23 protein-coding genes are annotated in these 22352 nt (G+C 58.6%); 12 read left to right on the forward strand and 11 right to left on the reverse strand.

What is annotated here, in order from left to right:
- Window positions 1-26: 26 nt before the first annotated feature.
- On the forward strand, window positions 27-758 hold the full coding sequence (gene sfsA / locus ACP2AU_RS06475) for a DNA/RNA nuclease SfsA (protein ID WP_426375293.1): 732 nt from the start codon (window positions 27-29) through the stop codon (window positions 756-758).
- Here the strand turns inward: sfsA and ACP2AU_RS06480 are convergent.
- From ACP2AU_RS06480 to ACP2AU_RS06490, 3 genes are all read right to left on the reverse strand, one after another.
- The gene (locus ACP2AU_RS06480) at window positions 742-1113 is read right to left on the reverse strand and encodes a Rieske (2Fe-2S) protein (RefSeq protein WP_426375294.1); all 372 of its coding nucleotides are present in this window, start codon (window positions 1111-1113) and stop codon (window positions 742-744) included. The genes sfsA and ACP2AU_RS06480 overlap by 17 nt on opposite strands.
- Window positions 1110-1478: a pentapeptide repeat-containing protein gene (locus ACP2AU_RS06485; RefSeq protein WP_426375295.1), complete on the reverse strand. Its 369-nt coding sequence runs from the start codon at window positions 1476-1478 to the stop codon at window positions 1110-1112. Before ACP2AU_RS06485 ends, ACP2AU_RS06480 begins: the two co-directional genes overlap by 4 nt.
- Before the next feature lie 79 nt (window positions 1479-1557).
- Complete coding sequence (locus tag ACP2AU_RS06490; protein WP_426375296.1) at window positions 1558-3138, reverse strand: AAA family ATPase; 1581 nt, start codon at window positions 3136-3138, stop codon at window positions 1558-1560.
- Between the two features lie 129 nt (window positions 3139-3267).
- Between ACP2AU_RS06490 and mrcB the strand changes: the two genes are divergently transcribed.
- Entirely contained in the window at window positions 3268-5586 is a 2319-nt protein-coding gene (mrcB, locus tag ACP2AU_RS06495) for a penicillin-binding protein 1B (RefSeq protein ID WP_426375297.1), read from the forward strand.
- Window positions 5583-6161 (forward strand): tetratricopeptide repeat protein, encoded by a 579-nt coding sequence (locus tag ACP2AU_RS06500; RefSeq protein ID WP_426375298.1) that lies wholly within the window; start codon window positions 5583-5585, stop codon window positions 6159-6161. Before mrcB ends, ACP2AU_RS06500 begins: the two co-directional genes overlap by 4 nt.
- Before the next feature lie 60 nt (window positions 6162-6221).
- On the opposite strand, the gene ACP2AU_RS06505 is transcribed toward ACP2AU_RS06500, so the two are convergent.
- A complete protein-coding gene (locus ACP2AU_RS06505; RefSeq protein ID WP_426375299.1) occupies window positions 6222-7160 on the reverse strand; it encodes a DUF4382 domain-containing protein in 939 nt (312 codons plus the stop codon).
- A gap of 196 nt (window positions 7161-7356) precedes the next feature.
- Here ACP2AU_RS06505 and ACP2AU_RS06510 point away from each other — a divergent pair, with 196 nt between their 5' ends.
- From ACP2AU_RS06510 to ACP2AU_RS06525, 4 genes are all read left to right on the forward strand, one after another.
- Complete coding sequence (locus ACP2AU_RS06510; RefSeq protein ID WP_426375300.1) at window positions 7357-7944, forward strand: RNA polymerase sigma factor; 588 nt, start codon at window positions 7357-7359, stop codon at window positions 7942-7944.
- 10 nt (window positions 7945-7954) lie between these two features.
- Entirely contained in the window at window positions 7955-8629 is a 675-nt protein-coding gene (locus tag ACP2AU_RS06515) for a zf-HC2 domain-containing protein (protein WP_426375322.1), read from the forward strand.
- Complete coding sequence (locus tag ACP2AU_RS06520; RefSeq protein WP_426375301.1) at window positions 8626-9021, forward strand: hypothetical protein; 396 nt, start codon at window positions 8626-8628, stop codon at window positions 9019-9021. The genes ACP2AU_RS06515 and ACP2AU_RS06520 overlap by 4 nt, the downstream gene beginning before the upstream one ends.
- A gap of 70 nt (window positions 9022-9091) precedes the next feature.
- A complete protein-coding gene (locus ACP2AU_RS06525; protein ID WP_426375302.1) occupies window positions 9092-10408 on the forward strand; it encodes a tetratricopeptide repeat protein in 1317 nt (438 codons plus the stop codon).
- 46 nt (window positions 10409-10454) lie between these two features.
- Here ACP2AU_RS06525 and hemL read toward each other — a convergent pair whose 3' ends face one another.
- The 5 genes from hemL to ACP2AU_RS06550 are packed head-to-tail and all read right to left on the reverse strand — an operon-like array spanning window position 10455 to window position 15408.
- Window positions 10455-11735, reverse strand: a complete 1281-nt coding sequence (gene hemL / locus ACP2AU_RS06530) for a glutamate-1-semialdehyde 2,1-aminomutase (RefSeq protein ID WP_426375303.1) — start codon at window positions 11733-11735, stop codon at window positions 10455-10457.
- A 12-nt stretch (window positions 11736-11747) separates the two neighbouring features.
- Complete coding sequence (gene thiE / locus ACP2AU_RS06535; protein ID WP_426375304.1) at window positions 11748-12416, reverse strand: thiamine phosphate synthase; 669 nt, start codon at window positions 12414-12416, stop codon at window positions 11748-11750.
- Window positions 12404-13165: a bifunctional hydroxymethylpyrimidine kinase/phosphomethylpyrimidine kinase gene (gene thiD, locus ACP2AU_RS06540; RefSeq protein ID WP_426375305.1), complete on the reverse strand. Its 762-nt coding sequence runs from the start codon at window positions 13163-13165 to the stop codon at window positions 12404-12406. The genes thiE and thiD overlap by 13 nt, the downstream gene beginning before the upstream one ends.
- A 41-nt stretch (window positions 13166-13206) precedes the next feature.
- Window positions 13207-13629: a protoporphyrinogen oxidase HemJ gene (hemJ, locus tag ACP2AU_RS06545; protein ID WP_426375306.1), complete on the reverse strand. Its 423-nt coding sequence runs from the start codon at window positions 13627-13629 to the stop codon at window positions 13207-13209.
- 3 nt (window positions 13630-13632) lie between these two features.
- Window positions 13633-15408 carry a chloride channel protein gene (locus tag ACP2AU_RS06550; protein ID WP_426375307.1) on the reverse strand — a complete coding sequence of 592 codons (1776 nt, stop codon included), beginning with the start codon at window positions 15406-15408 and terminating at the stop codon, window positions 13633-13635.
- A gap of 153 nt (window positions 15409-15561) precedes the next feature.
- Here ACP2AU_RS06550 and argC point away from each other — a divergent pair, with 153 nt between their 5' ends.
- From argC to erpA, 4 genes are all read left to right on the forward strand, one after another.
- Window positions 15562-16599 (forward strand): N-acetyl-gamma-glutamyl-phosphate reductase, encoded by a 1038-nt coding sequence (gene argC, locus ACP2AU_RS06555; RefSeq protein WP_426375308.1) that lies wholly within the window; start codon window positions 15562-15564, stop codon window positions 16597-16599.
- 9 nt (window positions 16600-16608) lie between these two features.
- On the forward strand, window positions 16609-17349 hold the full coding sequence (locus ACP2AU_RS06560) for a DUF6776 family protein (RefSeq protein WP_426375309.1): 741 nt from the start codon (window positions 16609-16611) through the stop codon (window positions 17347-17349).
- A 1-nt stretch (window position 17350) separates the two neighbouring features.
- Window positions 17351-17797 (forward strand): bactofilin family protein, encoded by a 447-nt coding sequence (locus ACP2AU_RS06565; RefSeq protein ID WP_426375310.1) that lies wholly within the window; start codon window positions 17351-17353, stop codon window positions 17795-17797.
- A gap of 83 nt (window positions 17798-17880) precedes the next feature.
- On the forward strand, window positions 17881-18213 hold the full coding sequence (erpA, locus tag ACP2AU_RS06570; RefSeq protein WP_426375323.1) for an iron-sulfur cluster insertion protein ErpA: 333 nt from the start codon (window positions 17881-17883) through the stop codon (window positions 18211-18213).
- Between the two features lies 1 nt (window position 18214).
- Here the strand turns inward: erpA and ACP2AU_RS06575 are convergent, their stop codons facing one another.
- Window positions 18215-19315, reverse strand: a complete 1101-nt coding sequence (locus ACP2AU_RS06575; RefSeq protein WP_426375311.1) for an anhydro-N-acetylmuramic acid kinase — start codon at window positions 19313-19315, stop codon at window positions 18215-18217.
- Between the two features lie 2 nt (window positions 19316-19317).
- The gene (locus tag ACP2AU_RS06580) at window positions 19318-20697 is read right to left on the reverse strand and encodes an OapA family protein (RefSeq protein WP_426375312.1); all 1380 of its coding nucleotides are present in this window, start codon (window positions 20695-20697) and stop codon (window positions 19318-19320) included.
- A 299-nt stretch (window positions 20698-20996) separates the two neighbouring features.
- On the opposite strand from ACP2AU_RS06580, the gene tyrS reads away from it, so the two are divergent.
- The gene (gene tyrS, locus ACP2AU_RS06585) at window positions 20997-22199 is read left to right on the forward strand and encodes a tyrosine--tRNA ligase (protein WP_426375313.1); all 1203 of its coding nucleotides are present in this window, start codon (window positions 20997-20999) and stop codon (window positions 22197-22199) included.
- Window positions 22200-22352: the final 153 nt, after the last annotated feature.

Consider the following 22352-nt stretch of genomic DNA (forward strand, 5'->3'; position numbering starts at 1 on the left):
TGATGCGTACTTTTTGCGGAGAGCACATGAAGTTTCCTGAACCTTTGTTGGAAGGGCGGCTGATTCGCCGCTACAAACGCTTTTTGGCCGACGTGCGATTGCCGGACGGTTCGGAAGTTACTGCCCACTGCCCCAACACCGGTTCCATGCTGGGGTGTCAGCCGGATAACGCACGGGTGTGGCTGAGCCACAGTGATAACCCGAAGCGCAAATTACCCTACACCTGGGAGCTGGTCGAGACATCGCCGGGCGTCCTGGCGTGTATTAACACGGCCCGGCCCAACACTCAGGCCAGACACGCGATTGAATCCGGTGTGGTCCCGGGCCTGGAGGGATACGCCCGGTGCCGGTCGGAAGTGCGCTATGGTTCGGAAAAAAGCCGGATCGACCTGCTGTTGTCCGGGCATGACAAAGAGCCTGACGCCTGGGTCGAAGTCAAGAATGTGACCCTGGCCGAAGGCGGTGAGGGGTATTTTCCGGATGCGGTCACCGAGCGTGGGCAAAAGCACTTGCGGGAGTTAATGGCCCAGGTCCGGAACGGCGATCGGGCCGTGCTTTTTTTCGTGGTGAACCATACCGGAATTGAGCAGGTCCGGCCTGCCGATCACATTGATGCCCGCTACGGCCAACTGCTTCGAGAGGCTTGCGAGGCCGGAGTTGAGGTGGTGGCGTACCGGGCGGCGCTGGCGGCTGAAGATGGTAATCCGACCGGCCGTCTGGAGCTGGTTGAGGAGCTGCCGGTCAGCCTGGAACCCTGACCTGAATGTCGCTGCCGCGCAAGCGGACATCCAGTGCGGTGAGCGAATCGCCCTGGCAGGGGCCGGCAATGCATTCTCCCGTGCCCGGTTTGAACAGCGCACCGTGGGTGGAGCACTGGATGAACAGGTTGTCGCTGTCCATGAACCGCCCCGGCATCCAGTTCAGCTCGATGCCCAGATGGGGACAAACGTTAAGGTACGCCCGAGGGGCATTGCCGTCGAGAAACACGAAGCCGGTCAGAGGCATACCGGCCGGCTCTTGTGCTTTCTCTTGAAGGCGGAATTCCAGGAACTCGCCGGGAGCCAGAGCTTTGGAGGCCGCGATGGTTTGCCAGGGTGAGGTGGTTTTACTCATTTCGGTAAGATGGCATATCGCATCCGGGTGCCGTGGTTCAGCGACATGACAATCTCGTCGGCGTCCAGCCGATGGGGAAAATAGCAGCCCGAGATTTTGGCGCTGGCAATACTGGCCCCCTCCATTCTCGATTTCGAGAAGTCGATTCCCCGCAAATCCGCGCCGCGAAAATAGCCGTGACGAAAGTCCAGGCCTTTGGCGTCCAGGCCCCGCAAATCCAGGCCTCTGAAATCGCCATGGGCGAAACTCGGCAGTTCTGCCAGCTTGGCTTTTTCGGCATTGAACGCCTCGATATCCTCGCTGCGGATCAGTTCATACAGGGGGTGATCTATCGTTTGGAGATCGCTTTCCTGAAAATCGTCCATTTCGTGCCTCGTACAGACAACCGGGTGTGTTCATCGTATCGGTATCGTGAGCCCCGACACCCGGACGGGGTCCGCTTGGCTATGCCGGCTTGATCACACCCAGGTGTTGCCGGATGCGGTCTGCAATGGCTTCGGCAACGTGCTCTTCATCCGTGTGCAGGTGGACAGTGTGGGTTTTTTCCCCGGTCGTCAGAGGCTCAAACCAGCCTTGTTGCGCATCCAGCAACTCTTCCGTCGCTTCGGAAGCATCGCCTTTGCGTTTGCGCACCCACTCCCGGCGAAGATGCTCCGGGGCTTCGCAGTGCAGCAGGGCAAAGGGCAGGCCCTGGTTTTCCGCCACGCCGGCGAACAGTGCCCGCTCCTGCTCTTTCAGGCAGGCGGCATCGACAATCACTGGCAGGCCGGAGGCCAACAGTTTGCCAGCGAGCTCCGCCAGGTGGGTATAGGTTTTTTCTGTGGCTTCCGGGCTGTAAAGGTCGGTGCCCAGCCCGGATTTACTGTCATCCAGTGGGCCCAGTCCGTGCAGGCGTTTGCGTTCCACATCCGAACGCAGTCGGATCAGCCCGAGTTCGCCGGCCATAGCAGCACTAACACAGGTTTTGCCGCTGGCAGACAGGCCGGTGGTGGCCAGCAGATAATGGTTGGGGATGGCACCGTAGTCTTCTGCCAATTGGGCATAGTCCCGATACCGCTGCATCAGCTCTGCTTTCTCGGGCTCGCTCAGGTTCGGGTTGCCCAGCGTGAACAGCGCTATTTTCGCTCGCACCATGGCGCGATAAGCCTTATACAGCGGCAACAGCGCGAGCCCGTCAAAGTCCCCCCGGTATTCGAGGTAGGTGTTCAGAACCCGGTTGGCCAGCACCGGCTCTTGCCGGGACTCAAGGTCCATCAGCAGGAACGCAAGGTCGTTAATGACATCGATCCAACGGAAGGGCTCGTTGAATTCGATGCAATCGAAAACGGTAACCCTGTCGTTGAATACCGTGATGTTGGCCAGGTGCAAATCCCCGTGGCATTCGCGTACCAGGCCATTGGCCCGCCGATGGGCAATCAATTCCCGGTGGCGCTCGAAGGTGGTGCGTGTCCAGCCCTCGAGATTATCCAGTTGCGCCAGCAGCGCGGCGTCATCCAGCATTGGCCGGATTTGGTCGAAGTTCTCTTGCATGGCTTCGTAGACCGCTTCCGGCGTGCCCAGGGGTTTAGCGTCGGCGACTGGTGGCAAGCTGTCGTGGAAGCTGGCGACCTGGCGTGCCAGATTCGTCAACAACTCCGGTGGAAGATCGCCCCGTTCCTGGCGAACGTCGAACAGTTGGTTCTGGTCAAACTGGCGCATCCGAATGGCGTATTCGAAGGCTTCGCCCTCACCATCAAGGCGTGGCTGTTCCGGAGAGCCGGTAATCGGTACTACTTCCAGATACAGTTCGGAGGCCAGCCGGCTGTTCAGGCGCAATTCTTCCTCGCAGAAGTGTTTCCGGCGCTCCAGTGTCGAGAAATCCAGGAACCCGAAATCCATGGGCTTCTTGATCTTGTAGGCATAGTCCCCGGTCAGCAGAACCTGTGAAATGTGGGTTTCAATCACCCGGAAGTCCCCGACCGGATGGTCGAAAAGTGCCGGATTCTGAAGTGCCTTGATCAGTGTATCGGGGCCGTTGGCGCTCACGTTGTGCTCCTGGAATCCTTGAAGTCATTGATTTTTCGTTTCTTGAAACGTCCACTATAACGGGCAGATTACAGAAATAACACACACCGGATCTGCCGATTGTCGCCCGGGCTTCGATATAATCGCGCCATGAGTAAAAAAACTGCCTCCCGTAAGAAAAAAACCGCAGCCAGCCCCAAACCTGAACGCACCGGTTTCTGGCGTCTTATTTTCCGTATTTCGGTGCTGTGCCTGGTGTTGCTGGCCGGCTGGATGATCTATCTGGACGCCATTGTGACGTCCCGATTTGAGGGGCGGCGTTTCGAGGTGCCCTCCCGGGTGTATGCCCGGCCCCTGGAGCTTTACGATGGTGCCGGCATCAGCGCGGCGGCATTGACCCGCGAGCTTGAGTTGGCGGGGTATCGGGCCGGGGATGGCCGGCGGCCGGGAAGCTGGCAACGCAGCGGAGACCGCTTCGTCATCAGTACCCGGGGATTTTCGTTCCCAGATGGCGAGGAGCCCCGGCGTCGGCTGTCGCTGGTCATTCGCGGCGATCGGGTAGCGGCTTTTACGGTGCTTGAGGGCCCGCCGTCTCCTATTGTCCGCCTCACGCCCGCGCAGATCGGAGGCATATACCCGGCTCACCGCGAGGATCGTGTTCTGGTGGAGCTCAGTGAGGTGCCAGATGCCATGGTCGCCGGCCTGATGGCCGTAGAAGACCGGCAGTTTTATCAGCATATCGGTATTGCGCCACTGTCTATCGCCCGGGCCATGGTGGCCAACATCCAGGCCGGTCGGATTGTTCAGGGCGGCAGTACGCTGACCCAGCAATTGGTCAAGAATTTCTTTTTGACCCGGGAGCAGACGCTGCTGCGCAAGGGCAATGAAGCGCTGATGTCGGTGCTGCTGGAATTACACTACGACAAAGACGATATACTCGAGACCTACCTGAACGAGGTTTATCTCGGGCAAGCCGGCACCCGGAGCATCCATGGGGTTGGCCTGGCCAGTCAGTTCTTTTTTGGCGAATCCCTGCGGGATATCGGTGTGCACCAGATGGCGCTGCTGATTGGCATGGTCAAGGGGCCGAGTTACTACAACCCGCGCCGGCACCCGGAGCGGGCCCGATCGCGCCGTAATCTGGTGCTGGCCGAGATGGCGGAGGCCGGCGCCATTTCCGGTCAACAGGCCCGGAAGGCCAGTGCACGCCCTCTCGGGCTCAGTGCCCGGCCGTCCTACACCGACAATCGCTACCCCGCCTACATTGATCTGGTGCGGCGCCACCTGGCCCGGGACTACCGGCAGGAGGACCTTCAGAGCGAGGGTTTGCGCATATTCACCACGCTCAATCCGGAAGTGCAGCAGGCCGCTGAAACGGCCGCCAGTAATACCGTGCAACGCCTGGCCGCTGGCAAAGACGCGGAAGCGCTGGAGGCAGCCCTGGTCGTGACCGCCAAGGATACCGGTGAGGTGCTGGCGCTGGTGGGGGGGAAAGATCCCCGTTTCGCCGGTTTCAACCGGGCAGTGGACGCGCGCAGGCCGATCGGGTCGCTGGTCAAGCCTTTCGTGTACCTGGCAGCGCTTTCCCAGCCGGAGCGGTATACCCTGATCTCCCCGCTTCAGGACAAAGCCTTTACCCTGGAGTTTGACGATGGCAAGCGCTGGCAGCCGCGAAACTATGGGCGCAAGGAACGGGGTGAGGTGCCGTTGCACAGAGCCTTGTCGCAGTCCTATAACCTGCCGGCGGTGCGTGTTGGGCTGGATGTCGGGATACCGGTCGTGCAGGACACACTTCGGGCTTTCGGTGTGACGACGCCCATTTCAGATTATCCGGCGATGTTGTTGGGCTCTGTATCCCTCTCGCCGGTGGATGTGGCGCAGTTGTTCCAGGGCCTTGCTACATCGGGTTTTAATACGCCGCTCAGAACCATTCGGGAAGTGACCGATGCGGCCAATGAACCGCTGTCGCGTTATAGCCTGAAAGTGGACCAGGTGGCAGACCCGGCAGCTGTGCACCTGGTGCAGTATGCCATGCAGGAAACCATGCAGGAGGGGACCGGTAAATCAGCCTATTACCGGTTGCCGGACTCCCTGACGCTGGCGGGCAAGACCGGGACCACCGATGATGGCCGGGATTCCTGGTTTGCCGGGTTCAGTGGCGACTTGCTGGCAGTGGCCTGGGTTGGCCGGGACGATAATGGCCCCACAGCATTGACTGGCGCCTCCGGGGCTTTGCCGGTGTGGTCGACGATGATGGCGCAGATCCCGCAGCACGGTTTCTCTCCGGTGGTACCGGATGGTGTTCAGTATCATTGGGTCGACCCGGAGGCGCAGGCGCTCACGGGTGAAAACTGCGAGAATGCCCGGTTGATGCCATTCATTGCCGGTAGCGAGCCGCAACGGCATACAGGCTGTCGTGGCAGTATTGGCCGACAAATTCGAGGTTGGTTTGAAGGATTGTTTCAATGAGTAAACGCGTGATTGCGAAGTCGGCCTGTTTGGCCGTGTTCGCTGCTCTGGCCGGTTGTGCCACCGGCCCCGGGGGCGGCTCCATTTACGTACCTATCGGTGGCGAAGAACGCCGAGAGGCACCACAGCCGCCCCGGGCCGATATCCCCCCTGAGCAAAGTGAGCGGGTGTGGCGCAAAAGTGAACAGCCGGCTGTGAGCAAGCCCGAACCGTCGGGCACCCGCTCCCCCAGCTATCGTGAAGCCGGCGATCAGCTGCCGGCGGCGGCGCTTACGCTGGTACAGGATGCGGATCAGCGCCTGCGTCAGGGTGATTCGGCCGGGGCCATTGCCCGGCTGGAGCGTGCCCAACGTATTGCGCCAAGATCTGCAGAAGTCTATTTCAAACTGGCAGAAGCCTACGTTGCCGGGGACAATCTTGGGGCGGCAGAGCAGTTCACGCTGAAAGGCCTGTCGTTGGCGGGTAACAATGAACGGATGCAGCGTTCCGGTTGGTTGCTGCTGGCGGATATCCGCCGGGCCCGCGGCAATGTTGCCGGGGCCGATCAGGCTGAAGCCCGGGCTGCGGCACTGTAACTCGGGTTGGCGGAATGAATGGTCAGAGACCGTCCCTGGTCTCTGAACGCCACAGCAGAATCAGGGCTGTGGTATGGGGTCTGCCACGGTTGTTTCACCGGCAACAACCGAGACGTTTTGTTGCCCGTCAAACTCCAGGTCTTCGTCGGTCTCGTTGTTGTCCAGCTGGCAGCTGTAGGCGATGGTGTACTGGCCTTCGGTCAGGAATGCTGCGGTCCACTCATAGAGTGACCCGGATTCCTGAGCGGTAACCGGAACCACCATCAACGGGTTGGTGCCATCGCGAGTGATGTTCAGGTCGAGCGGGTCGACGTCGGCGCCTTCGTAGACGTAAACGGCACCCTCGTAATTGGGGCTGCAGTCGGTTAATTCATTATTTGTATCGGCGGTACCTCGGGCTTGCACAATATTTGTGTAATCAACCGTGCCTTCTATTTCACCGACCTCAAGATTGTTTACAAGCCGAAGCACAGGCTTGAGCATGTAATCAGCCAGGGCATTTCCGGGTGGATTTACAATGGATTTGCGCACATCGAAATCGATGGTGAAGTTGTTGCCGGAATCCGCTGCCACCACGAAGTCACCTTTTAGCTTCAGGCCGCTCTGTTCGCCAGAAGGAACTGCCAACGTACTGGTGCCGCCATCCGGAGTTGTTACCGTCGAGCTGTCGGTGTCGATAATCAGCCGGATTTCGTTATAGACCCCGGCGGGCACTTCCTCGTTGGTGATCAGTGGCTCGGTTACACCGCCTTGCAGCGTGAGTAGGTCAACCACACCGGTTTCATCGAGGTTGAATTCCAGCCAGTCACCGTCGGCCGGCTTGAGCCGGATGGCATTGAACGCGATGTTGACGCTGGACAGCTCCATGGTCGGGGCGTCGGTCAGTCCAACGGAGACCGAGCCGGTCTCACCCGATGATGAGGAACCGCCGCTACCACCACATGCCACCAGTGCGCTGGTCAGCGCAGAAACGACAAATACTCTGCTCAGTTGCTTCATAAAACCCTCCGGTTTTTTGGTCCAGTTTTGGCCTGGTCGTTGGGTGCCAGTAAGAACCCAACGCAGAGGGTTCGAAAAAGGTTCCGGTTGTTGCATTAACATTCGGCCATAAATCCGTCATTATCGCCTGAAGTGCACTCAGTTCGGGCGTGAGATAGACTGCCCCCTTTCAGAATGTCGATCAGGCAGTTGGTCTTTGGCAATTTTTCCTTTCCGCCCGTCCGCACAGAAACGTTTCCATCGGTTGGTTCAGGCCCACCTTGAGGGAATGTATGCGTTTGCCTACCGTTTAACCGGAACACGCCAGGACGCCGAGGACCTGGTGCAGGATGTGGTCGTCAAACTGTATCCCCGTCTATCGGAACTGGAGACGGTGGAACACCTTCGGCCCTGGCTGAACCGTGTGCTTTATCGCCAGTTTGTGGATTCGGTTCGCCGCAGGGGGCGCCGTGCTGACCGGGCAGCCAGTGAGCTGATGGCGGCGGATCACCAAGCGGACTGGTTTGATGCGCTGGAATCTGATGATGCCACTCCAGAACTTGTCTTGGATCAGTCGCGCCTTGGCTTCATGCTGGACGAGGCTATGGAACGGCTTTCGCCAGATCAGAGAACCTTGCTGCTTCTGCACGATGTTGACGGCTGGCGACAGGAAGATGTGGCCGAGGTACTGGGCGTTGCGGTTGGTACCGTGAAGTCGCGACTACATCGCAGCCGCGCCGCGTTGAGAAAATACCTGCAGCAGCGTATGGAACCGGGAAGCGACCCCGGGCGTGTTGAGGAGTGAGGTGATGACCATGTCCTGTCGAAGCATTCGATCACAATTACCTGATTATGTCAGGGCGACACTCCCCGAGAATGAGGCAGCAGTGGTGCGTGAGCATTTGCAACGTTGCCCTCGCTGCCGGTGTCGTTGTGATATGGAAGACATATTGTTGTCCCGCATGGCGGCGCAGTTTGATGTGCCTCGGCCGGCCCCGGATTTTGAATCGCGGGTGTTTCGACAGTTGTCTTCCGGTTCGGGCCGGCGTGTACACATGGCTTGGGGGGGAGCGGTGGCGGCGGCGCTGGCATTGGGGTTGTTCATCGGGCAGTCCGAACGGTGGCAGCCTGATGAGGCTGCCACCGTGGCAGAGGTGGTAGACTCCCCCGTTGCTGCGCCGGTGGAGAGAACCGTTCGTCTGGCATTCACGGCGGGAGAGCCCCTGGACGACGTTACCCTGACCCTGAATCTGCCGCCTCACGTGGAACTCGCGGGCTTGCCCGGGCAGCATCAGGTGCGCTGGCAGGTGAGCCTGGAACAGGGGGACAATGTGCTGGCACTGCCCCTGCGGATTCTGTTCCCGGGGGCCGGCGAGCTTGTTGCCGAACTGGATGCTGAAGGCCGGCAGAAAGTGTTTCGGGCCACCATACCCGATTACCCGGGGGCGAGCCGGAATGCCCCCGTGGGTGTTAAGGAGCCTGCAACATGAGTGGTTATAATGGGTCTATTGGCTTCGCAACCGCTGGCCTTATACTCGCCCTGATGTCCGCGCCGGTGTTTGGCCGGGACGATCTTGATGTCACCATGCGGTTGGTTGGTGAGAATGAGGACGTCACGGAATCGGTTGCCCGTGAAATTCGTCTGCCGGAGTTGCCGGCACTGGAGCGTCGTTCCTCCGGGCCTGGACGTGGTGATGATGAGCCCCCGGGCCGGCAAATTCGTGAGCAGGCCCGTGAAAAAGGGCGGGATTTTGGCCAAGCCATGTCAGAGCGTGCCCGCGACGTTCGTGAGAACCGGCCGGAGCGGCCTGGTTCCGGCCAGCGCCCGGATATTGATCCAGGCAAAAAGCCGGAACTTCCGCCTCAATCCTCGAGGCCGTAACCACAAAGCGTGTGGTAACCTCGATTTCCGCCAACGGTTTTCTATTTCTTGACTGAACCCGGGGTTGTCCTTGCGTCTCCTCTTCATCCTTCTGTTGCTTCTTGGTCAGCCCCTGTGGGCCCAATCCGCTTTCTCTGATGGGGCAAGGGAAGCGCTGGCCCAGGGCGTGGCTCAGTTTCAGCAAGGCAATCTTGGCCAGGCCCGGGAAAGTTTCCAGCTGGCTGCAGAGCTGGGCGTTCAGTCTCCGTCACTGCATTACAATCTGGGTGTGGTCTGTTATCGGCTGGAGGATTATTCGGCGGCCCGTCAGTGGTTTTCCCATTTACTGGACAGCGACGATCGCGCCTTGGCCGCGTATAACCTGGGCCTGGTCGCCCTTGCCGATGATCGGCCGGGGGAAGCCCGTGGGTGGTTTGAGGAAAGTCTTGCGGCTTCACCACCGGAGACTGTTCAGCGTCTTGCCGAGCAGCAGGTGGCACAACTCGACGGTTTGGCCTTGCCCCGGGCTGGTCGTCGCATTGATGCCTATGGTTATCTTTCTCTCGGCGTCGGCTACGACAGCAATCTCTCTGCAACGCCTGAAGATTCCGCCAGTAATCAGGGAAGTGCACTTGGCGAAGTGATAGCCGCCGGTTCCGTTGACTATGCCATGGATGCCGTTCGTTGGCTCTCGCTGGACCTGATCGCGTTTGCCCGACGCTATGCCGAAGATGGCGATTATAATCAGCAGTTATTACAGGCGCGCTTCGGTGTCATGCGTGCCTGGGGGCGTTGGGCGGTTGGGGTTCGGCCGGTGGTGTCGCGTTCGTGGCTTGACGGAGAGAGTCTGGAAACTCGCTGGGGGGCTGAGTTGCTGGCCCGGTCTGCCGAGTGTTTACCTTCCGAAGATCTGAGGTGTGACTTGGCGTTTGCCCTGGAAGAGGTGGAGGGTGGCGGCGGCTACCAGGCCTACGACGGCCAGTGGTACCAGTTGACGGCCGGGCTGGGTTACCCGTTTGGTGATCTGGATCTGACAGGAAAGTACCGCCTGGAACTGAACAACCGGCAAGATCTGAACCTGCCCGAACGGTTTATCAGCGTATCGCCCACGAGGCACCAACTCCTTCTGGAAGCGAATTATCATCTGTCGCCGCGGTTGGCCCTGGCGGGTGAACTGTCGGTTCGCCACAATCGCTATGGCAAGCCGCATCGCTGGGTTGAGTCAGGGACATTGGTAGAGCGCAGGCGGGAAGACATCCTGACCGGAGTAGGGCTGATGGCTGAGTACGTTCTCACTGGGCGTTGGTTATTGCGGCCGCAATGGTTTTTCCGTCATCAGCAGAGTGAGCTCAACGAATACGATTATCGTCGGCACACGCTGCTGCTCTCTCTTGAGGGCATTTTCTAGCCTGGCGGAAGCCTGCCCCCGGATTGATGCCCGGGGGCATGGTGCCTCACAACGTTTTCATGACCTTGCGCGCAGCCGCCAGGGTGAATTCAATGTCCTCATCCGACAAGGCTGCGGTGGTAAAGCCTGCCTCGAATGCCGACGGTGCCAGGTAAACGCCCTCCTTCAGCATACCCTGGAAGAACGCCTTGAAGCGCTCTACATCGCAACCCATGACCTGGTCGAAGCGCGTCACTGAAGCTTCACTGGTGAAGAAAAATCCAAACATGGCACCGGCCGACTGAACCGCCAGCGGAATACCGGCTTCATCGGCTGCTGCCTTGAAGCCGTCCTTCACCCGGTTGGTTTTTTCCGTCAGCCGGTCGTGGAAACCGGGTTCGGAAATGGCGTTCAGTGTGGTCAGGCCGGCTGTCATTGCCAGCGGGTTACCGCTCAGTGTGCCAGCCTGATACACGGGCCCGAGTGGTGAAATATGCTCCATGATCTCACGCTTGCCGCCAAAGGCCCCTACCGGGAGGCCGCCGCCGATCACCTTGCCCAGGGCTGTCAGGTCAGGCTTGACGCCATAGAGGCCCTGGGCCCCGCCCAGCGACACCCGGAAGCCGGTCATCACTTCATCGAAAATCAGCACAGTGCCGTGTTCGTCGCAGACTTCCCGCAGTGCTTCCAGAAAACCGGGGACCGGCGGGATGCAGTTCATGTTGCCGGCAACAGGTTCCACAATAATGGCGGCTACCTGGTCGCCCATCTGGCGGAAGGTCTCCCGAACCTCGTCAATGTCGTTGTAGGTCAGAGTCAGCGTGTGCTCGGCCAGACTTTCCGGGATGCCCGGGGAATTTGGAACACCCAGGGTCAGGGCGCCTGAGCCGGCCTTCACCAGCAGAGAATCCACGTGGCCGTGGTAGCAGCCCTCAAACTTTACGATCTTGTCGCGGCCGGTGTAGCCGCGGGCCAGGCGGATGGCGCTCATGGTGGCTTCAGTACCGGAGTTCACCATGCGTACCAGTTCGATGGACGGCACCAGTTCGCAGACCTTTTTCGCCATCTCGGTTTCGATGGCGGTCGGAGCGCCATAGCCAACACCCAGGTCAACCTGAGCGTGCAGTGCGGCTTTGATGCGCGGGTCTGAATGCCCGAGGATCATCGGGCCCCAGGAGCCAATGAAGTCGATGTAACGGCGGTCGTCCTCGTCGTACAGATAGGCGCCTTCGGCGTGTTTGAAAAAGACCGGAGTACCGCCAACACCGCGGAATGCCCGAACCGGCGAGTTGACACCGCCTGGAATGTATTTCTGGGCCTGTTCAAAAAGTGTTTCAGAATGGCTCACGGTTATCTCCTGTTACTTGGAATGTGAAAAAAGCGGGTGGTGCTGCGCAAACAAACGGGCGAAAGCTCTGGCCCGGGCCTCAACATCCTGGGGCTGGCCGCCGAACAGGCCGCCCACCACCGCCAGCAGATCGGCCCCGGCCCGGATCAACGGTTCGGCGTTGGTGCCGGTGATTCCGCCGATTGCTGTAATCGGTAATCCCAGGGTTTTCGCCTCGGCCAGAATGTGTGGTTCAGCCGGGGGTGCTCCGGGTTTGGTCGCCGAATGGTAGAACCGGCCAAACGCCAGATAATCGGCGCCGCCCGAGGCGGCCGCCTGTGCCAGTTCGAGGCTGTGGTGGCAGGTGATACCGATAATGGCATCCTCTCCCAGCATACCCCTGGCGTCCGCCAGTGAACGGTCCCCCTGGCCAAGATGCACGCCCGCCGCGCCAACCCTGGCTGCCAGTTCAGGATCGTCGTTGATCAATAACGGAACATTGAACGCGCGGCACAAAGCGTTGAGCTCTCGTGCCTGCGTCAGCCGTTCCTGCGCCGTTGATTGTTTGTCCCGATATTGTACCAGCCGGGCACCACCGGTAAGTGCGGCTTCCACGGATGCCAAAAGCGATTCCGGCGGTGTCAGCCGGTTGTCGGTGATGGCATAAAGTCCCGGATGCAGGTGTGGAGTCAGCGTTCCCACAAGATGCCCCGGTCTGGTACCCGCTGGCCCTGGCCAACGGTCAAGGCACTGAGCAGTGCCCGATGCACATAATTCTGGGCCTGGGATATTGCGGCCCTGGGTGACAGGCCCATGGCGCGGCCGGCGGCGATGGCCGCAGCCAGCGTGCAGCCGGTGCCATGATATTCATTGCTGCCCACCCGTTCCACTTCCCAGGCCATAGGCTCGGGTGCGTGATTGTAAAGCGTATTGATGATGTGAATGCCGGTGCCATGACCGCCGGTTGCCAACACCGATTCGCAACCGGTTTGCAGCAGACAGTGCGCGGCCGCGGCGGGGTCGTCGCTGCCACCCAGCTGGGCCAGCTCTTCGCCGTTTGGTGTCAGCATTTCTGCCAGCGGAAAGAGCGAGCTTTTCATGGCCGAGACCAGCTCGTCATCGGCGAGGTCGCCGCCACCGGCTGCCTTTATAACAGGGTCAACAATGAGCGGGATGCCGGTGTGTTTCTGCAAGAAGCCAACGAGCACCTCGACTACGGCCGCGTTGCCCAGGGCGCCGGTCTTGATGGCGTGAATCGGAGTGTCTTCGGCGAGGCACTCCAGTTGCTGGCGAATCAGCGCCGGGTTGACCGGCTCGGCACCATAGACGTTACGGGTGTCTTGCACCGTGAGGCAGGTGAGCACCGACAGGGGATGGGCGCCGATGGATGTGATCGCCTGGATGTCTGCCTGGATACCGGCGCCACCGGAGGGGTCCAGCCCGGACAGCACCAGAACGTGAGGGCGGGTAAAGCGTTTGATGGCGGATCTCCTCAGAATGGTTTAACAACCGCAAGAATGACCACGGCGAGCAGAATAAATACCGGCAGCTCATTGAACCATCGGTAGAACACGTGGCTTCGGGTGTTTCGGTCATCCTGAAAAACGCTCACCAGGTGGCCGCAGTAGAAGTGGTAGACGATGAGTAAAACCACCAGCACCAGTTTTGCGTGCAGCCAGCCCTGGCTGAAGTACCCTGCCCAGTTGTAGCTGAGCAACCAGAGACCGAAGCCCACCGTTGCGATCATGGACGGCGTAGTGATACCCCGGTAGAGCTTGCGCTCCATGACCTTGAAGCGCTCTTTGCCGGGTGTATCCTCGCAGGCGGCATGATATACGAACAGTCTTGGCAGATAGAAAATGCCGGCGAACCAGCACACCAGAGAAATTATGTGGAAAGCTTTAACCCACAGCATTCATTAGCTCCGTCGGTATTGATAGTAACTTTCGATGTCGGATTGCAGCACGACACCATAAACCCGTTGGATCATGGGGGCCACATGTCGTTGCACATACAGTGCCTCGGCCCGGGTGGTATCGAATTGCTGCAAAGCCTCTTCAAGGGTGGCCTGATACTGCACTGGGGCAACATCGCGCCGGTTGGCGGGAATCTCCATCAAATCGATGGATTCCGGCAACGCCGAGCCCTCCTCGGCCGCCTGTTTTTCCGCGTCTTCCAGGAAACGCGCCAGGTCAACCGCGGGCAACAGGGCGGTGGGGCCATTGCTGCCCTCCACCAGGAGCCATTTCGGCTCGGATTTTAGCGCTTTCTTGGCTTCTTCAGGCGTAAACGTGCGCTCCGTCCGAAGAATATTGCGCTCCATAATGGCACCAACGGAAACACGGCGTAGCGCCTGAATGACCGGTGAGTTCTGGTAGCTCAGCCCCTGGCTCTTGAGAATGGTCAGAAACAGCGATTTCTTTCCGAAGGCTTCGCTGGTGACAAGGCTGGCCGTGGTAATCATCAGCATACCGGGCAGTATGATATTCGGGTTACGGGTAAGTTCCATCAGCGCCATCAAGGCGGCCAGTGGCGCCTGCAGCACCGCCCCCATCATGGCGCCCATACCCAGCATGGCATAGAAGCCAACCGATGAGGCAATGTCCGGGAACAGGTGGGCGCCAATCAGCCCCATGGCTCCGCCCAGGGTGGCGCCCATGAAGATGGTTGGGCCGATAACGCCACTTGGCATACCCAGCCCGATGGACAGGCCAGTGATGATCAGTTTGGCACTGCCGGCGCCGAGTAGCAGCCAGAAACCCAGTTCACCATGAATCGTTTCACTGACGGTGTCGTAGCCGATGCCCATGGTTTCCGGAATGACCAGAGCAAAGGGCGCCATCAGCACTCCGGCGGCGATGATTCGCAGCAGTACCGGGCGATGATGATAACGCCCCATGCTGTCGACCAACTGGATGAACGCGGCGGCCGCAATACCGATGATCACGGCGATGACCAGAATCCAGGGAATTTCCAGTAGTGAATTCATGGTCAGCGCGGGAACGCTGAACGCGGGTTCGGTGCCGTAAACCGCCTGGGTGACGATAGCCGCGCTGACTGCCGCCAGGATGATCGGGGTAAAGCCGGCAATGGTGTACTCCATCATCACCACTTCCATGGCGAAAATGACCCCGGATATCGGGGTGTTGAAGGACGCTGAAATTGCCGCGGCGCAGCCACAGGCTACCAATGTCCGAATGCTATTGTTGGGCAGGCGCATCCATTGCCCGAGCAGGCTGGAAAATGCCGCCCCCAGATGCACGGCTGGGCCTTCACGGCCGGAAGATTGCCCGGTAACCACAGTTGTTACCCCGGAGACAAACTGGACCATGGCACTGCGAAAAGAGATGTATCCCTGGTGATAATTCAATCGCTCCATAATGTGCACGATGCCGACTTTACGGTCGTGCAGCGACAGCTTGTGCAGCAAGAGGCCCAGGCTAAGTGCCCCCGCCAGCGGCAGGAGCCCCCGCGTGAGCCAATCAAGCTCTTCGAAGCTCTCTGACCCCGGGCCCGGCAGAAAATGCTCCAGCGGCCACTCGATAGCAAAGCGGAACAGCAAGATGACGCCCCCGGTCACAATACCCGAAAGCAAACCCAGTACCGCCAGTTGCGGGAGCGCATCCACGCCGGAGAGTCTTCGCCGGAATACGGGGATCAGGTTCTCAGTAATCTGTTGCCTGATGCTACGCATTGGCCAGGTGTTCCGGTTGGAGGTCAGGTTCGTCAGCGGATTTCTGACAACATTGTAACGGCGGGCCCGCAGGCTGCAATAAGTCCTTGGTTTATCATGTTAGACTACGCCTCGATACTTCCCAATTTTATCCAGACCACGTTGGAGATAAGAGTGATTAAAGTAGGCATCGTTGGTGGCACCGGATACACCGGGGTGGAACTGCTGAGAATTCTGGCGGTTCATCCGGAAACTGAGGTTATCTGTATCACGTCCAGGTCAGAAGCGGGTATGCCCGTGGCCGATATGTACCCCAACCTTCGAGGCCATTTCGATCTTCGCTTCTCTGAGCCTGATGTATCCGTGCTGGCCGGATGTGATCTGGTCTTCTTTGCCACCCCTCATGGCGTGGCCATGCGTATGGTGCCTGAGCTCATGGAGCAGGGTGTCCGGGTGGTTGACCTGTCCGCCGATTTCCGGCTCAGAAATCTTGATACCTGGGCCGACTGGTACGGTATGCCCCATGAGAGCGCCGGTTGGGCCGAAAAAGCCGTGTATGGCCTCCCCGAAGTGGCGCGCGATGCTATTCGCGATGCTCAGCTGGTTGCCAACCCGGGCTGTTATCCCACCGCAGTGCAACTAGGGTTCCTGCCGTTACTGGAGGCGCGCCTGGTCGATCCGTCAAGGTTGATCGCAGATGCCAAGTCCGGGGCCAGCGGTGCTGGTCGCCAGGGCAAGATTGGTATGCTGCACGGTGAGATTGGCGAGAGCTTCAAGGCCTATGGCGCTTCCGGACATCGGCATTTGCCAGAGATCCGCCAGGGGCTTGCAACGGCGGCCGGCGAAAACGTGGGTGTGACATTTGTGCCGCACCTGATTCCGATGATCCGGGGGATCGAAGCGACGCTTTACGCCGAGCTGAAGAGTCCGGAAGACTTTGATCGGCTTCAGGCGCTCTATGAAGGGCGTTACCAGAATGAGCCCTTTGTTGATGTGATGCCGTTTGGCAGCCACCCGGAAACGCGCAGTGTTCGGGGTGCCAATCATTGCCGGATGGCGCTGCACCGCCAGGAAAACAGCAACATCGTGATTGTCTCGTCGGTCATCGATAACCTGGTGAAAGGTGCGGCCGGCCAAGCGATTCAGAACCTGAACATTATGTTCGGGCTGGATGAAACCCTGGGGCTGAATGCGCCGGCGATGCTGCCATGAGGACGGGCCGTGAGTGACTCCCGAAAACCGGCGGACGAATACGTTGTCATTCGCCATCGCCCCGGCTACCGTCTGCGCCGAACCCTGATCCTGCTGGCTTTTACCATTGTTGCGGCAGTGGCCGGATACGCGGCAGGCCTGGCGCAGGGAGGGTTTCGGTTCAGCTCTGCGGAGGCGTCGGTCGAGCAGCTGCGGGACGAGGTGGAAAATCTGCGCGAACAGTATCGTGATGCCCGCCAAACGGCCGTGAATCTGGAGCGGGGGCGGGCCATTGATGAGCAGGCTATGCGGGAAGCGCGCCATACGATTGTCGGTCTTGAAACCCGAATTTCCGAGCTGGAAGCGGACCTCACGTTCTATCGCAATATCATGGCGCCCTCCGAAACCAGCAAAGGGCTGCAGGTGGACAGTTTTACCCTGAAGGCCGCGAGAGAGTCCGGCAGTTTCGAATTCAAAATGGTGTTGACCCAGGTAGGCAACAACAAAAGCTACATATCGGGCCTGGTGGCTGTAAACGTGATTGGGGTTCTGGATGGTGAGAAAGAAGTGATTGCGCTGAGAGATTTGTCAGAGGAGATCGACGATCTGGGCGTGAAGTTCCGCTTTCGTTATTTCCAGGACGTTGAGGGTAGCCTGCATTTGCCGGAAAACTTCGAGCCATACGAGATTCAAGTGGTTGCCCAGGCCGAGGGTCGCAAAGCTTCTCAGGCAGAACGAACCTTTGATTGGAAAGATCTAACGGAGAATTGAAATGCTTGGCAAGAAAAAGCAGAAACCTCGCCGCTCCCCCGGCCATTTTGACACCCTGATTTCCGGCAAGACGACGGTTGAAGGCGATGTGCATTTTTCCGGCGGCCTGCACGTGGACGGCACCGTCAAAGGGCGGGTGGTTGCAGAAGAAGGCTCCGACGCAGTGGTGCGATTGTCGGAAGTGGGTGAAATCCTTGGTGATGTCGTTGCTCCGCATATCATCATTAATGGCAAGGTAAAGGGAGACGTACACGCCTCGACTCACCTCGAACTGGCAGAGAAAGCCGTGGTGACCGGAAATGTGTATTACCGCTTGATCGAAATGGCCATGGGGGCGACCGTTAATGGCAATCTGGTGCGTAAAGACGAGACCAGCGGCCTGTTGACCCACTCCCACGGCGAGCCGGAGCCGCGAGCTTCTGGTGATAGTGAGGAGAAGTCCGAATAGTTGATTGTTTTGGTCAGGAATACCATACTTTCCCGACAGCAATATAATGCCGGAGGCAGACCTTGAGTGTAGTTCAGCAACAAATGGCCGCGCCGTTGTTTTTCACCGACAACGCCGTCGCAAAAGTTCGTGAGTTGATTGAGGAGGAAGAAAACCCCGATCTTAAACTGCGAGTTTTTGTGACCGGCGGTGGCTGCTCCGGCTTCCAGTACGGTTTTTCGTTTGACGAAAGTCAGGAAGACGATGACACCGTTATCGAACGCGACGGTGTAAAGCTCCTTGTTGATTCGATGAGTTATCAGTATCTGGTGGGGGCGAGTATTGATTATCAGGAAGGGCTTCAGGGTTCCCAGTTTGTGGTGCAGAACCCGAACGCCAGCTCCACCTGTGGTTGCGGAAGCTCGTTTTCGATCTGAATCAGGCCGGAAAGATGGCTCCCAGAACCCGCTCACCCGAGGCTCCGGTAACCTCGGGCAGGTTACCCGGCAGGTGCGAGAGCGTTTGCCGGGCCAGCCAGGCAAAGGCCACCGGCTCCACCCATTGAGGGTCCAGTCCGAGTGCGTCCGTCGTGTTTAAGGTCACGGAGCCCAGCCCCATTTTCAACTCGCGCATCAAAACCGTATTCGACGTCCCTCCGCCACAGGCATAAACGCCCATATCAGCAGTTTCCTGCGGCAGCTGCTGTAAAATAGTGGTGACCGTAAGCTGCAGTAGCGTGCGCTGGACATCCTCGGCCGGTATGCCTTCAAAGCGTTGCAGGTGTGTGCGCACCCATTCGATATTGAACCGCTCTTTGCCTGTGCTTTTCGGCGCGGCTTTGCCGAAATAAGCGTCCGACAACATACTGGCAAGGAGCCCCGAGTGAACGGTGCCTTCACTGGCCATGTGACCATTGTCATCGTAGTGCCGCCCGGTCTGGTCCAAGCACCAGGCATCCAGCAGAGCATTGGCCGGCCCGGTGTCGAAGCCAATGACCGGTTTGCGGGCTCCGGCTGGCAGCCAGGTGATATTCGCGATGCCGCCCAGATTGAGAATGCAGCGGTCTTGCTCGGGCGAGGCGAAAAGCCATTGGTGAAAAGCGGGAACCAGCGGCGCACCCTGGCCGCCCGCCGCGATATCGCGGCTGCGGAAGTCTGAAACAGTGGTGACTCCCAGTTGCTCTGATATCCAGGCGGCATTGCCGATCTGGGTTGAGAAGGGGGCCTTGCCCGCGGGTTGATGCCGGATGGTCTGGCCGTGACTGCCGACGGCGCGGATCTGGCTTCGGCTGATGCCGGCGTTATCGATCAGTTCAGCTGCGGTGGCCGCAAAGTGCTGGCCGACGAGGCTATCAAGTTCACCCAGTTCATCAGGATCAGCCTGATTCTGTGTGGCCAGCAATAGTCGTTGGCGAAGCGGGTCCGGATAGGGAAGCGAGTGAGTCTTGTGGATGGCCAGGCCGGAGTTTTCGAAGGACACCAGCGCCGCATCAACGGCGTCCATACTGGTGCCCGACATCAAACCCAGCCAATAGTCCATTCTTAGCGATCCGGAGCCAAAGCCAGTTGCTGACTGCTTTCGTGGAAAGCGTTGAACTGGGCCAGTCGCTGTTCGGTAAAGCTCTGGAAGCGCGCAATTTCACTACTCGGGACGGGTTTTGCGTCCGGTAGTTTGACGGTTCTGGAGTTTCTCGGGGCGCCGTTGATCCTGAACTCGTAGTGCAGGTGAGGGCCAGTCACCATGCCGGATGAACCGACATAGCCAATCGTCTCGCCCTGTTTTACGCGGGTTCCATTTTTGATGCCCTTTCCGAGTCGACTCATGTGGGCGTAGAGGGTGGTAATGTTGTCGCCATGCTGCAAAACCACCGTCCGACCGTAGCCGCCTTTCCATCCCGCAAACCGGACCCGGCCGGTGCCAGCCGCTTTGATGGGGGTTCCCGGAGGCGCTGCGTAGTCGGTACCTTCGTGGGGGCGTACCACATCGAGAACCGGGTGCCGGCGCTGCAGATTGAATGGTGAGGAAAGCCGTGCGTTGATCGGGACTCTCAGAAACGCTTTGCGCATACTCTTGCCGTCCGGCGTGTAGTAGTCGCTATCGCCGTTGGTATCGGTATACAGCAAGGCTACATTCTCTTCACCACGGTTGATAAAGCGTGCTGACAAAATGCGGCCGGTATCGAATTTCTTGCCGTCGATGAAAAGCTCTTCGTATACGACTTCGAACCTGTCGCCCTTCCTTACGTCATAGACGAAATCGATATCCCACCCGAAGATGCCCGCGAGTTCCATCGTGAGACGGTCGTTAAGTCCTGCGTCCCTGGCAGAAAGATAAAGCGAACCGTCAATCACGCCGGAGGCAAACGCTGGTTTGGCTTCCGGTTCACGAACGACTTTTTCGCCCGTGAAGCCCTCATCTGTCCGAGATATTTTCAGGGACTCCAGCAGGCTGCGTTTGAGTTCAACGGAAGCCAGGTTGCCGTCGGAGTCGACACCGAAGCGAATCGTTTCGCCGGCGTACAGCCGCTGCAGTTTGTCGGCTTCACCGTCACCGTTGATAACCGAGAGCATCAGGCCATCGTTAAAGCCGGCTTCGCGAAACAGTGAGGAGAGCGTATCGCCCGACTTGATGGTGAATGCCTGCCATTGGATGTCGGGTTCCGGGGCAACGTCAGCCTGCGCGGATGACACCAGGGGCGCATTTCCGGGCGCATCGCCAGTGTCAGAAAAGTCCGGGCCCGGAGATGCCACGTTCGGTGTCGGCATCTCTGTACCTGAGACCATGCCCTGGTCCAGGACGACCGCATAGCTCATGCGTTTGGCTTCAACGTCTGAGCTGGGGCTCATCAGAACGGTCGCAGAAACAATGACCGTGGCCGCTGCAGCCAGGGTAATGTGAGTTTTGGGGAATGTTTTCAGCACGTGGCTCACCCGTTTTAATCGGTAATCCAGTAATTTGTACCGGCTTATTAAAGCGCCAGATCAAGTGTAGACCATCAGAGTACCGCATATAGCATAATTGCAACAGTGTTCAACATTACCATGCGCTTCCGGGTTGGTCGTACAAAGTGCATCGGCACTGGTATAATTCTGTGCTTTCCTGCTCTGACTGATCGAATTCTGAGCATTTCTACTGTACCAAGGGTGCCGGTAACGCACAGCGTTCTTTTGTAGAGCTCTGTAACCGGTACACCTCTTATTGTCACAACGGGTGAGGGTTCATGGCATCAATTGAAGAAGCGCTGGCGATTATTAAACGGGGTATTGATGAGCTGATCCCCGAGGAAGATCTGGTTGCCAAGCTCAAAGAAGGTCGACCACTGCGCGTGAAGGCGGGGTTTGATCCTACGGCGCCGGATCTCCATCTTGGCCACACGGTGCTGATTAACAAGCTTCGTCAGTTTCAGGACCTGGGGCACGAAGTCATTTTCCTGATCGGCGACTTTACCGGGATGATCGGTGATCCAAGCGGCAAGAGTGCAACCCGTCCCCCGTTGACCGAAGAAGAGGTGCGTCAGAATGCGATCACCTATAAAGAGCAGGTGTTCAAGATTCTGGACCCGGAGAAAACCCGGGTTGTCTTCAATTCGGAGTGGATGGGGAAAATGACCGCTTCAGACATGATTCGTCTGGCGGGTCAGTACACGGTGGCCCGGATGCTGGAGCGCGATGACTTCGACAAGCGTTATCGTGCTGAGCAGTCTATTGCCATTCATGAATTCCTTTACCCTCTGATCCAGGGCTATGACTCGGTTGCACTCGAGGCGGACGTGGAGCTGGGCGGTACTGACCAGAAGTTCAATCTGCTGATGGGGCGTGCGCTTCAAAAGCATTACGGACAAAAAGCCCAGGCCATTCTGACAGTGCCCATTCTTGAAGGGCTGGACGGCGTGCAGAAGATGTCGAAGTCCCTGGGCAACTACGTGGGCGTGAACGACGCACCCGGGGAAATGTATACCAAGCTGCTGTCCATGCCTGATGAGTTGCTTTGGCGTTACTTTGAATTGCTGAGTTTTCGTCCGATGGCAGAGGTTGAGCAGTTCCGGGCTGCGGTCAATGCCGGCGAGAACCCGCAAGACTATAAAAAGCTGCTGGCCGAGGAGTTGATTACCCGCTTCCATAATGAAGAGGCGGCAAAGACTGCACATAAGTCTGCAGGCAATCGCGTTGCGCTGGGCGAGATTCCCGATAACGTGCCTGTAGTAGAAGTGCCTCTTGATGGTCAGGCAGAAATCCCTATGCCGGCAGTCCTGCGTTTGGCCGGGCTTGTCAAAAACGGCGCGGCAGCGCGGGATGTGCTCGGGCGCGGGGCCGTTTACGTGGATGGCCAGCAGTTTGAGGGGCAGAGAATGTTTGTGGCCGGGGATGAGTGCGTCATCCAGGCTGGTAAGAAGAAGATCGCGCGCATCATCGTGGTCGCCTGAGGCTCTATAGTGTGTGTTCAACGATCAATTTAAAAAATTTGAATTGATCGTTGACAGCTTCGGTGAGGTCTGTAGAATGCGCATCTCTTTCGAGGGGCAAGCCAATTAGGCGGGCCGGAAATCGAAAGGTAACCGCTTGAAAGTCTTGAAGAA

It is taken from the genome of Marinobacter sp. VGCF2001 (assembly GCF_049943275.1).
Lineage (GTDB): Bacteria > Pseudomonadota > Gammaproteobacteria > Pseudomonadales > Oleiphilaceae > Marinobacter.

Coding starts and splice junctions, on each gene's coding strand:
- sfsA (WP_426375293.1), top strand. CDS start 27: ATGAAGTTTCCTGAACCTTTGTTGGAAGGGCGGCTGATTCGCCGCTAC.
- tyrS (WP_426375313.1), top strand. CDS start 20,997: ATGGCATCAATTGAAGAAGCGCTGGCGATTATTAAACGGGGTATTGAT.
- ACP2AU_RS06480 (WP_426375294.1), bottom strand. CDS start 1,113: ATGAGTAAAACCACCTCACCCTGGCAAACCATCGCGGCCTCCAAAGCT.
- ACP2AU_RS06575 (WP_426375311.1), bottom strand. CDS start 19,315: ATGGACTATTGGCTGGGTTTGATGTCGGGCACCAGTATGGACGCCGTT.
- ACP2AU_RS06565 (WP_426375310.1), top strand. CDS start 17,351: ATGCTTGGCAAGAAAAAGCAGAAACCTCGCCGCTCCCCCGGCCATTTT.
- ACP2AU_RS06500 (WP_426375298.1), top strand. CDS start 5,583: ATGAGTAAACGCGTGATTGCGAAGTCGGCCTGTTTGGCCGTGTTCGCT.
- mrcB (WP_426375297.1), top strand. CDS start 3,268: ATGAGTAAAAAAACTGCCTCCCGTAAGAAAAAAACCGCAGCCAGCCCC.
- ACP2AU_RS06520 (WP_426375301.1), top strand. CDS start 8,626: ATGAGTGGTTATAATGGGTCTATTGGCTTCGCAACCGCTGGCCTTATA.
- ACP2AU_RS06515 (WP_426375322.1), top strand. CDS start 7,955: ATGTCCTGTCGAAGCATTCGATCACAATTACCTGATTATGTCAGGGCG.
- hemJ (WP_426375306.1), bottom strand. CDS start 13,629: ATGCTGTGGGTTAAAGCTTTCCACATAATTTCTCTGGTGTGCTGGTTC.
- ACP2AU_RS06485 (WP_426375295.1), bottom strand. CDS start 1,478: ATGGACGATTTTCAGGAAAGCGATCTCCAAACGATAGATCACCCCCTG.
- ACP2AU_RS06505 (WP_426375299.1), bottom strand. CDS start 7,160: ATGAAGCAACTGAGCAGAGTATTTGTCGTTTCTGCGCTGACCAGCGCA.
- erpA (WP_426375323.1), top strand. CDS start 17,881: ATGGCCGCGCCGTTGTTTTTCACCGACAACGCCGTCGCAAAAGTTCGT.
- ACP2AU_RS06550 (WP_426375307.1), bottom strand. CDS start 15,408: ATGCGTAGCATCAGGCAACAGATTACTGAGAACCTGATCCCCGTATTC.